A 9,466-nucleotide genomic window follows, 5' to 3' on the forward strand; every position below is an offset into this window, starting at 1 on the left:
CCCTACGGAATTTTAAGTGACCTGTCTGTCTACGGCAGGGATGGAGAGAATGGTGTGACCACCCTGACCCTTGCGCCCGGTGTGGAGCTGCGTTTTAATTCTAATACCCGGCTTGACATAGGGCGTAGCAGCGGAGACCCCGGTGCCCTCATTGCCCGTGGCAGGACAGATGCACCCATACGCTTTACGGCGGACAGTACCGGTCCCCAGCCTGGTCACTGGCAAGGTATCGCCTTTAATGCCACCAGCCATGAAAGCTCGCTCATTGAACATGGCATTGTGGAATACGGTGGACGCAATAACCGGGGCAATATCCTGATTCATTCATCAAGCCCTGCCATCCGTTTTTCTACCATCCGCAACAGCGTTTTCAATGGAATTTCCCTTTCCGGAGCTAAAAGCAGCGATGCTGTCATTGCCTGCAACACCTTTAGGGAAAACCGGGTGGGGATTTATGCGCAGTCTGCCGCAAGACCTGAAATCAGTGCCAATAATTTCATTAACAATTTTGATTTTGGCCTGCACAATGCCACAGGACAGATACTTGTGGCAGAGGGCAACTGGTGGGGCCATGTTGAAGGCCCGGATCAGGGTGGAGACAGGGTCTCAGGCAATGTGGCTTTTTCTCCCTGGCTTGGGAGTCCCGCAGACTGTACCCCTCCCATTGCAGACAATGAGCCGCCCTTTGTCCCCCATGATCCCTTTCCTGCGCATGGGGCAGAAAATTTAAGATTTCCTGATAAAAGAATCACCCTTTCCTGGAAGGGAGGTGATCCCAACCCTTCGGATACCCTTACCTACACCCTTTTTCTGGGAAGAGATGCGGACAGCCTGAACCTTGTGGCAGAGGATCTTGAACAGACAAGCTGGTCCCTTTCCGTGGAGCCGGATACCACCTACTTCTGGCGTGTTAAGGCAAGGGACAGCCATGGTGCTGAGACATCAGGCCCTGTGTGGCGCTTTACCACCTCCGGCCCCCAGGCCGATCTTGTGGTAAGTCATCTTGCCTGGGACCCGCCTTCGGGTATGGAGGCGGGTCAGGTGGTAAACTTTACGGCCACCATAAAAAATCAGGGTGCAGGGCCTGCCTCAGTATTTAACGTGGGTTTTTTTGTCAATGGAAGACGTATCTCGTTGCCAAGGCTTCAGGGGCTTGCAGCCGGAGCCTCGGCCCAGGTCTCCGCCACCTGGACAGCCCAGAAGGGGCCAGCAGAGATAGAAGTTAAAAGTGATGTCCATAACCATGTCCCCGAAGACGATGAAAGCAACAACAATTATCTGGTGAGCCTTGGAGAGATTCCGGACACCACCCCGCCGGAGATGACCTCCAGCAACCCTGCCCATGGTGCCATTATCCATGAAGTCAGCCGGATTGACATCTATCTTACGGACCGCCATGGCGGAAGTGTGGACAATGCCGCCACCCTGGAGACCCTGAGCCTTACAAGGGAAGGCCTTGTTATTCCCGGAACCCGGGGGGTGAGTGCAAACCGTTTTTACTTTACCCCATCCTCCCTGCCCCTGGAGCCGGGTCTTTATCTTATGACCTTTACGGCCTTTGACACGGCGGGCAATTCCAAAGCCTATGAAATTGCCTTCACCATAAAAACGGACAAGCCTGCTCCCCCTGTTATTACGGGAAGCGAGGTCTACTCCGGTCCCATTCAGCCAAGACCTGCGGACAATCGCTCCAATACCACCTACATCACCCTCACCGGGGAGCGGGAAGAGAATACCGGTATCCGGATTCTGCGGAATAATTCAACCGGATACGTTTCCCAGGTAGCCTCCGGCAGCGATACCTGGAGCAGCTCCATATATCTCTATCAGGGAAACAATGTCCTTGAGGTCCGTGCCCAAAGTCCTGCCGGTGTTTTGAGTGATCCCGTATGGGTGGATATTTTCCTTGATTCTCTGCCTCCTGGTGTGAGCCGGGTGCATCCACCAAACAACAGTTTTCTGGACACCCCGCCCCAGGTCTGTGAGCTGAGTGTGCATGAACAGGGCAGTGGTTTTGATTCTGAGACAAGCACCCTGAAGCTTTTGGATCAGAACAATGGGCTGGTGGATGGCAGTGCTGACTGGATTGGGAAAGAAAATCTTTTCCGTTTTACCCCTTCAGCCCCCCTTAGCGACGGAACCTATGCCCTGGAAGCTTATCTTGTGGACAGGATGGGTAATGCGTCCATCCACAAATACACCTTTACCGTGGATACCCAGGCACCTCCTCCACCCCTGATTTACGAAGTAAGTTCTCCCACCCATGCCGTGACCCAGCTTTTAAGGGGAGAAAAGGAGGCCTTTGCCGCCCTTTACATGAACGGTGAGGAGCTTACCCGTTACACCGCAGCCACGGGCTGGGAGCATCGGGTGCGCCTTGAGCCCGGAGAAAATATCTTTATTTTCACGGCAAAGGACAGAGCAGGTAATGTCAGTGAAGAAAGCAGGGTCCGCATTGTCTGGGACGATATTCCGCCTTTGCCCGTAAACAATCTCAGCGCCAGCGGTGAGGGCAACGGTACCACGGTCTTTTTAAACTGGGCAGGCTATGACGAAGCCCTCCACGGAGACATAGAAAAGTACCTGATCTTTTATGAGACAGAACCCTTTACCAGCATTTCAGGGCTTTCCCCCCGTGGGGAGGTGCCGGCCGGAATTTTCACCCATGCGGTGCAGAATCTTATCCATGGAACGCCCTACTGGTTTGCCGTGGTGGCCGTGGATGAGGCAGGGCAGTTCCGCAGCGGGGTCAGCCCGGTTGCCGCAAGGCCCCTCAATGCCAATGCCCCCCGGGAGGTGAACAATCTTGCGGTGTATTCCCATGCAGATCGTTTAGTGTTCACCTGGGAAGCGCCAGCGGATCAGCAGGGTGATTTCATGGGCTATAAAATCAATTTTGATAGGGCCCAGCCTCCTGAACTTCTTGGGCCAGACGCCCTTTTGTGGGAAAAATCCGGACTTGCCCCAGCCTCTGCCCATACCTTTAAAATCCAGGGCTACAACAGCCGGGGCATAGAGAGCTTCGGTCTTTCAGAAAAGGCCTGCACCTGGCTTCTCAACCCTTCCGCCATCCGCTTTGAGGTTCTTCCCGAAGGCGCAAGGCTTTCCTGGGATTCCTCAGAGCCTTCAGAATGCCTGCGCCATTATGCCCTGTATCTTTCCTCCGAAGGTCCCTTTGATTCCACCGAGGGCATGGCGCCTTTTTCTGAGGTGAAAGAAAATAAAGCCCTTCTTTCGGGCCTTGCCAACCACGAGACCGTCCATGTGGCCCTTGTGGCGGTGAACATCTCCGGCGGCCACAATCCTTACGTGCAGAGCCTTGCCCTCACCCCCAGACCCGATGAAACGGGGCCTGTCATTTCCGATGTAAAATTCGGTTCGGATCTTCTGGAAGAAGGCGATGCACTGAGCCGTTCGGGGCTTCTCAGCCTTAAGGCCGAGGATGTGTCCGGCGTAAGCCGTGTGGCCTTTTACCTCAATGGCGTTCTCCGGCACACGGCCTTTGGCGCGCCCTATGGCTGGCAGGTGGATATCCATGGGCTGGAAGAGGGGAGCCATGTCCTAAAAATCGTCGCCTGGGACAGTTTCGGCAACAGCACAAGTCTTGTAAAAAACATCCGCGTGGAGCTGGCCTTACCCGCAGCACCGGTGTTCACAAAGCCCGCAAACGGCTGGATCACCCATGCGCCCCTGGTGCTCTTTGGGGGCCGGAGCGAGCCTGATACCCGTGTTCAGCTTTATCTGGGAGAGACGCCCTTCGGAGATCTTTTAGATGTGGACAGAAGGGGAGCTTTTTCTGCAGGCCTCACCCTTACGCCGGGTGTGCACCTTGTCCGTGCCGCAGCCCTCAATGCCGCAGGCAGAGGGCCTTTGAGTGCTGCCCTTCAGGTGGAGGTCGATACAAGCCTTCCTTCGGCTCCTGTGAACCTGAAGGCAGAAGCCCTTGAGGCCGGTGTCATGCGCCTTTCCTGGAGTGCAGGGCCTGGAGATCCGCCTTCGGGTTTCAATCTCTATCGCAGTGCAACACCCTTTACGGAGCTTGCCCAGGCCCAAAAGGTGAACACTAAAATCATTGGTGGTTTGGGTCACAGGGACATGCCCGCCCAAGACGGGGCCTGGTTCTACAGGGGCACGGCCCTGAACAAGGCTGGCAATGAAAGTGCCCCATCCGAGCCCGCCTCGGGGATTTCTGACAGCAAAGGGCCGAGGGCCCGTGTGAGCTATGCACCCGAAGGTCCTGTGCATCCCCATACCCAGGCCATGGGTCAGGGTCGGGTGGGGGTTCGGGTGGAGGTGAATGAACCCCTGATGGCTCCACCCTTTTTCAGCATCACGCCCGAAGGCGGTCACCCCCTTCCCGTGGATCTGACCAAAACCGGTGAGCTTCTGTATGAAGGCTATTTTGACATTGAAGGCAGCACCCCTTCCGGCAGGGCCTGGGCCGTGTTCTCCGCAAGGGATCTGGCGGGCAACCGGGGAACGGAGATCGATGAGGGGCCGTCCTTTGATATTGACGCCAAAGGGCCTTCGCTCATAAAGCTTGACCTCAATCCCCAAAGCCCCATCCACAACAATGAAAGCCCCCTTGGTGTGCGCTTCAGGGCAGCCCTTGACAGAAAGACCACAGAAGGCGTCCTCCCTGATTTTGCCTTTGTTCTTTCCGGAGCAGGCAGGCAGCCCGAGGCCATTTCTTCCATTGTAAAAGGCACGGCCGCACCCGATGAGGCCGAAGTCTGGGAAGGGGCCTTTGATCTTCCCCTGGATGCGGGTTTTGACGGGCCGGAGCTTCTTTCCTTTACTTTTTCCAGCACCTGCCTTCTTGGCAATGAAGGCCGCCGCATCACAGCCCCCAACCGCTTTCAGGTGTATGCGGGCGATCTTCCGCCCCTTTCGCCGCCTTCTGGCCTTGGGGCCAAGGCCCTGCCTGCGGGAGCTGTGGCCTTAAGCTGGCATGCCGTGGAACACAGTAGCGGATACAGGATTTACAGGCAGGATGGGGAGAATGGCGATTTTCATCTCCTTACGGAACTGGATTCCGGCGATGCAGAGGCCTTTGAGGACAGGGTTACCCATGACGGGCTCTATGTTTATGCCATCACAAGCCTCAGAAAAGAAAACGGGGAAGTGGCAGAAAGCGTTTTCTCCGCATCCGCTTCCGTAAAAGCCCTTGTCACCCTTCCCCCAGCACCAAAAAATCTACGCTTACGCCTGATTCCTCCGGGCATTGAGGCAAGCTGGGAAGGACCCGGCGAAGGCAGGGATTATACCCACAGGCTTTACCGCTCCGATGCCGGGGAGATTCATTCCGTTGACGGTTTAACCCCCCTTGAGGCCCGTTTTAATGGCAACAAGGCCCTTGACTCCAGGCCCTCCCCCACGGAGCACGCCTATGTGCTCACCCGGGTGGATCCTGCGGGCAACGAGTCTCTGCCCTCCAATTCCGTTTACCTCAACGTGCATCTTTTGCCTGCGGATCATTTCCTTGTAAGCCGCAGACAGGGCAAAAACCCCGAGCTTTCCTGGACCCATCCCGGCGGCAGCCGCCTTGAAGGCTTTCTCCTTTCCATGGGAGCTCCCGGCAGCCTTGTGTCCGTGACGGAGAGCCCCATTCGTGTTTACGGCATGGAAGATACGGGCTTTGGCGGCGAGGAGCGGGCCTATCGCCTTGTGGCCGTGGACAGTCATGGGGAACCAAGTCCTGCGAGGGAGCTTCTGCTGCCCCATCTTTCCATCAGTCTTGCCGAAGGGCCTCCGTTGCGACGCGGGGTGATGAATCACCTGTTCTTTGATGTCAAAAATCATGGAAATACGGACCTTGAGGGGCTTCGCGTTTCTCTGCGCCTCCATGACCGCGACCATGGCTCAGAGCCCTTTGGACTGAAGGCAGGGGAAGGGCAGCGGGTGGCGGTGGTGGTGCCGGGCTATGGGGCATTAAAAGATAGAGAACCCCTTTCCTTTTATGTGGAACAGAGCCCTGAACCTGGGCTTCGGGCGCGCATTGGGGCCGAAGGGGAGGTCCTTGTTCAGGAGGGCATGCTGGCCCTGACCCTGCGCTCCGAGGAGATGATCCGGGGAGGGGCAGGCCTTGTGAGCTTTGTGCTGGAGAATACGGGCGAAGGGGAGATCGAGCTGGTTACGGCCAAAAACTTTGGCAACAGGCCTTCGGAGGATATCCGGTTCAGCCTTTTAGATGGGGACGGCAACCTCCTTGCCAGCATCCCCTTCATGCAGTTTACGGGCGAGGCCGTGCAGACCCTTGCCAATGGCACAAGCCTTGTGCGCCTTGGGCCGGGGGCCGTGTTCACCTCGGCTGCGGTTGAGATCCCGGTTCCTGGAGCCGCACCGGAGCGGGCGGTGTTGAAGCTTGAATTTGACCGCATCTATCACGGCTTTCAATCTAAAGATCCCCTTGTGCTCCGGGGTTTTGCCGGCACAAGGGAGGTGGGCCTTAAAGAAACCGATTATGCCGCAGAGATCCTTGAGGCAAGTCCTTCCGTGGCCTATGGCCAGGATGTGCGCATCAGGGGCCGGGTTTTTGTGAAAGAAGATGGAAAAAGCCTTCCCCATGCGCCCTTCAACCTTGTTCTCATGCAAAATGGTTTTGAAAGAAAGATCGCCCTTGTGAGCGGTTCTGACGGAGAATTTTCTTACACCTTCAGGCCCACGGCAAAGGAGTCCGGCGTTTATCAGGTGGCGGCCCTGCATCCGGACATTCTGGATCGGCCCGTGCAGGCGGAGTTTACCATCGCAAGGGTGGGGCTGCATCCTTCCCGCATCCGTTTAAGTCTTCCTAAAAATTACGAAAAGACCCTTCCCATCTCCCTTGAGGTGGCCGAAGGGCTTGTGGTGAACAACCTAAGGCTTGTTAAGGAGGACTGGGATCAGCCCGCCAACGCCTTTGAAGAAGGGGTGTTCTGGGACGCAGGCCCCGCCATTACCCGGCTTGAGGGCGGTAAAAAGGCGGGCATTCCCTTAAAAATCCATTCCGACAACAGGGCCGCAGATCACGGCTCCCTTGTGCTGCGCCTTGTGAGCGATGAGGTGACGGGTCTTCAGCCCTTAGGCTTTGTGCACCTCGACATCTCGTTTACGGAGGCAAAGCCCCACCTTTTTTATCCCAATTATAAAGAAACGGGCCTTGTTCCCGGAGAAAGCCTTTCTGAGGTGCTCACCTTCAAAAATCAGGGCCTTGCCGATGTGGAGGGCCTCACCTTCAGCCTGAAGCCAGAAGGCGGCAAGCCCTTGCCCGACTGGGTGCTCCTCAACCGCAGCAAAACCCCTTCGGTTCTGGGTGTGGGAGAAAGCCTTGAGCTGCCCCTTACCCTTGCTCCGCCCCTAAGGGCCAATGAAGGCCTTTACAGTTTCATTGTGGCCGTGGATGCGGACAACCACGAAAGCCTTGAAATCCCTGTCTTTGTCACCCTGACCACAAGGGGCAGGGGACATGCCCTCTTTAAGGTCAAAAACATCTACACAGGAAGCCAGAGTGCAGACGGCAGGCCCATACAGGGTCTTGGAGAGGCCAGCATCACCCTTCAGAATGAAAAGAACCTCAACATCCATTTTGAAAAAAAGAGCGATGATCTGGGAGAAGCCCTGTTCACAGATCTTCCCGCAGGAAGTTACAAATACCGGGTGCGTGCGCCCGGGCATCAGGAGAAAACCGGAAGGCTCTGGATCCGGGCCGGGGTGACGGCCAGTGAGGCCCTTTTTCTGGAGTATAACTTTGTCACCGTGGAGTGGCGGGTGCAGGAGACCACCATTGAGGACAGGTATGACATTGTCCTGACCCTGACCTACGAGACCGATGTGCCTGCACCTGTGGTGATCTGTGATCCCACCTCCGTATCCCTGCCGGATCTGAAGGCAGGGGATGTGATGACAGGAGAAATCAGCTGCATCAACCACGGCCTCATCCGGGCGGACAATCTCAGGATGAACCTTCCTGAAGATGATGCCTTTATCCGGTATCAGCTCCTTGCCGAGCCTCCGGAGAGCCTTGGAGCCAAAGAGCGCATCTCCATTCCCTACCGCCTTGTGGCCCTCCGCAGCCTGAACACTGCCGATGAGGTAGAAAGCGGTGGCAGCGGCGGGGGGTATGGCGCCTGTGGCTATACACATTACAGCGGTGTGGCGGCCAATGGCTGTCCCTATTCAGGGAGCAGTCCCCACTGCTTCAGCAGGCCGGTGAGAGGTAGTGGCAGTGGCGGTACTTCCTCCGGCGGTGGTGGTGGCTGGTGGTGGGGGGGAGGAACTGGCGGCAGCAGCAGTGGTCCCGGTGGTGGAAGCTGGACAGGTTCAGGAACTTCCATTGCCACCCAGGAAGGGGTCTGTGTGCCCTTACCCGGAGGAGGTGGTCCCGGAGGCGGAGGTCCTGGTGGTGGTGGTCCCGGAGGCGGAGGTCCCGGCGGTGGTGGTCCCGGAGGTGGAGGTCCCGGAGGCGGCTGCGGAGACGAATCCAGCGGCAGCAAGGGTACAGCAGAACCAGAGTGCGGTGATTGTGAGCGCATGGAAGCTGATATTTGTGGCGGATACCGCTGCGTTCCCGTGGGCTCTTCAATCCTTCCCTTCACCGGCGAGTTTGTGGATGGAGACACGGACCTCTGGGTCAGGGCCCAGGGCGGGCGTCTGGGTCTTGTGCGCAATTACAGCTACGGCAGCTGGGATTTTAATATCCACAGCCGCATCTGGCCGGTTTTTGAAGGCAGTGAGGCCGAAGATACCAAAGACCCCGCCCGTCTTTTCTTTAACGGCTACGCCTATGAAAAGTCCGGTTCTGCCACCTACACCCGTGGCAATTATCGCATCCTCATCCATGAAAGGGACAGCAGCGGCAGGCCATCGGCCTATCGTTATGAAAGCAGCTCCGGCGCCTGGGAGCTTTTTGAAAAGCCCCTTTCTGACAAAAGCTTTGGCCTAAGCTCCTGGGGCAACATCCATGGTGTGACCGCAAGGCTTGTCTACAATGGCGAAGGTCAGCCTTCAACGCTTCAGGACCGCCATGGCGAGGCCATGCTTTTTTTCACCCATGATGCAGCGGGCAGGCTCACTCAAGCAAAAGATGGGGCAGATCGCAGGGTGAATTACGTCTGGAGCGGGGAGCTGCTCACCGAAGTGAAAGACCCCATGGGAGAAAGCACTCTTTATGCCTATGACGGCTGGGGCCGCATCCATAAGATCACAGACCCTTCTGGTCATACCCGCACCATGGCCTATGACAATAACGGCAGGGTGCACTCCGTACTGGATGAAAAAAATCAGGGCCATACTTTTGCCTATTCCTATGATGCGCTGAGGCAGGAGTATTACAGCAGAACCGAAGACCCGGACGGCAGCATCCGGGAGATCTGGTACGACCGCAATGGCCGCATCAAAAAGACGGCCGTGAACGGTGAGGAAGAAAAGCGCTATGTGCGCGATGGCCGTGTCACAACGGAGATCAAAGGCGGCGCCCGCACCAAAAAAG

The 9,466-nt window shown here is 56.7% G+C and carries 1 protein-coding gene; it reads left to right on the forward strand.

The window, feature by feature from the left end:
- On the forward strand, positions 1 to 9,466 hold a 9,466-nt coding region (locus LZ24_RS17350), incomplete at both ends, for a CARDB domain-containing protein (protein WP_222427665.1).

It is taken from the genome of Desulfobotulus alkaliphilus (assembly GCF_007830435.1).
Classification (GTDB): Bacteria; Desulfobacterota; Desulfobacteria; order Desulfobacterales; family ASO4-4; genus Desulfobotulus; species Desulfobotulus alkaliphilus.